Annotated in this window: 1 protein-coding gene; it reads right to left on the bottom strand. The window is 45.6% G+C overall.

All coding sequences use genetic code 11. The annotated features are described in order from the left end of the window. The coding region (locus C805_RS26740) for a hypothetical protein (RefSeq protein ID WP_016215095.1) at positions 1–2,433 on the bottom strand (2,433 nt) is incomplete at its 3' end. Positions 2,434–2,629 lie beyond the last annotated feature (196 nt).

Consider the following 2,629-nt stretch of genomic DNA (forward strand, 5'->3'; position numbering starts at 1 on the left):
CAGAACCCAGCCCTCAAACTCCATTCCTTCCACTGTTTCCGGTGGCTCCAGCTCCGCCAGGGCGTCCTTAACGGTCATGCCCTTTTCATAAGATTTTACAACCCCTTTCTCTGCTCCCATTCCATCGCTTCCCTGATATCTGGTGCGCCAGGATACCTGACAGTTATTATACTCCGCTTCTGCTGACATCCAGCCAACGCCCCATATCTGTGAATTTTCATCCTGCCCTTCTCCCAGAAGGAATCCTGAAAACCCTGTTTCACTGGCATCCTCCGGCAGCTTTAACTGCTCCAGCACTTCCCGGTAGGTGGTTTCCCGCTCCACAAAGACAGGGACTATTGCTGTTTTGATTCCCTGGTCTTTTGTCATATAGGTCAGGGACACATTGGCACAATCCCTGTCATAATTGCCATAAATACTGATGTCCACAGGGTCCGTACCGGCAAATATCAGTTCTGTGTTTTCATCCACCTCCGGCCCATAGCCAATCTGGCTGTTTCGTGTCCAGGTTACATTTATGCCTTCCGGAGCCTGGGGCAATGATACCCCCAGTTCTTTCAGGGAAGCTCTCCGTCCCACTTTTTCCACAGTCCTGGAAGATATCAGCCTGTTATACTGATAACTTCCATTTTCCTGGCGTACAAATCCAAGCACCGTAACTGTAACGTCTTTAAAATCTTCCCGATAGGTGTTGTCTGTTTTTACCCGGTAATACCAGGGACAGTTTATTTCCCAGAATTTGTCAAAATCCCGCAGAGAGGCTTCGTTTCCTTTGGTATCCGGTATGGACAGTTCCGTCAGCATCCATTCACAGGGATAGGTATTCTCTGTAATGGAAGTGGTTCCAATATATTCTCCGGTATCCTGATTATACTTCAGACTGATATCCGCATTAGAGGAAACATTCGCCACCTGAGGAGAAAAACGTGCCCTGGCAGTTTGAGCCGGATGGTCTTCCTTCACTTTTACCTTCAGGGTAACAGTATCGCCAGGCAGCACCCACTGGCCCTTTTTGTCAATGGTTATGCTTTCGATGACCGGATCTTCCCTGTCTGGCCGGTATCCTTCCGGGTCCACGGTATAGTACCAGGGGCAGTTCGTTTCCCAGTCTTCCTGAATATCCGAGAGCATTGCATCATGCCCTTTACGGTCAGACAGCTCCAGTCTCTCCAGTTCCCATTTGCAGGGATATGTCTCATCTGTAATATCAATCTGTCCTGTATATTCCATAGTTTTCCGATTTAAGGTCAGTCTGTTATGATAATAAATAATACCTGTACCACTGGGACGGAACAGTATCTCCGCCTCATCTCTGGGGTTTTCTTCTTCCACCTTTATCGTTATGGTAACTTTATCCCCGGCTTTCACCATCTGTCCGTTTTTATCAATGTTTATACTCTTAATTATGGGCCGCTGTGTATCATATGTCTCCTGGACTACCGTAAACTTTAAATTTGCATCCGGTTCAGCTCTGTTTGGATAAAACCAGTAAGATCTTCCGGATTTTGTCCATACCTGCATGTTTTCCCAGAACCATTCTGCCGGGTAGGTATCCTCTGTAACGGTATAAGTACCTGTCATGGTTTCAGTGGCAGCATCGAAATTCATTCTTATGTAATCACTGTGACTGACAGTATTGGCCTTCATTTTGATAAACATATCTCCTTCCCTGTTCAGTTCTCCGCCTTCACAGGTCAGATGGGCGCTAAACGTTACCTTATCTCCCGGCCGTAACTTTCCGTCATCTCCTGATGATGTTATCTCTATTCGGAAATCGGACCCGGAAACTTTTTCGTTATTTACTTCCGGTTCCGGATACGCTACCTCAAACCGGTAAAGAAAACAGCCATCCTTCCTGGTTTCCTCTTCCGCATAATTACCGGCTTTATCTTCCACCTGAATCCTGGTGACACAAACACTGCTTCCCCCACGAACGGTACAGGGATATTCCCCGGTATACAGATTTCCTTCTCCGCTTTTCTGTAACTTTACTTCCGTTTCATAAGTACCGAAATTATATACATTCAGGTAAACCGTAACGGATTCGATACCGCTGTCCGCATCGTAAGCCCACAGTTTAAAATGCACTGTTTCATCTTTCTTAACTGTCTGCCCGTTTTCCACCAGTTCAAATTTCTCAATGACCGGCTGATTAATGTCATAACCGACAGACAGAGGCATGACAGGCTCTGTTTCTTCCATCTGAATATTTTCCGAAACTTCTTTTTCTGCCTCTTCCCGCTGCTTTTCAGGCTGCTGTATTTCTTCCACAGCTTCCATCATCCTGTTTTCTTCTGATGATTCTTTTTTTTCCACACGTTCCATTTTTCTTTCTGTTTCAGCTGCTAATGCAGCCTCCATGGGAAACACTGCCGTCAGAGCCATGGAAACTGCCAGAAAAATTCCCAGCCATTTTTTCCCTGTTTTTTTCATATCTTATACCTCCCTGATAAAAATGCATAATGAAACATTTTTATTCTCCGGTCTTTGGACTCTTTCGCTTATTGGAATTACTGTCGTCTTCATCTGTTCCTCTGTCTGTCGTAACCGGATTCTCTTTCTTCTTAATCTCTGCGTTCTCTCTCTCTTTCCAGGTTTTCTCTCCCTTTTCCTCTGAACGGGCACTGTC

Origin of the sequence: Eubacterium sp. 14-2, assembly GCF_000403845.2 — a bacterium.
In the GTDB taxonomy this organism is placed as follows: Bacteria; Bacillota; Clostridia; order Lachnospirales; family Lachnospiraceae; genus Petralouisia.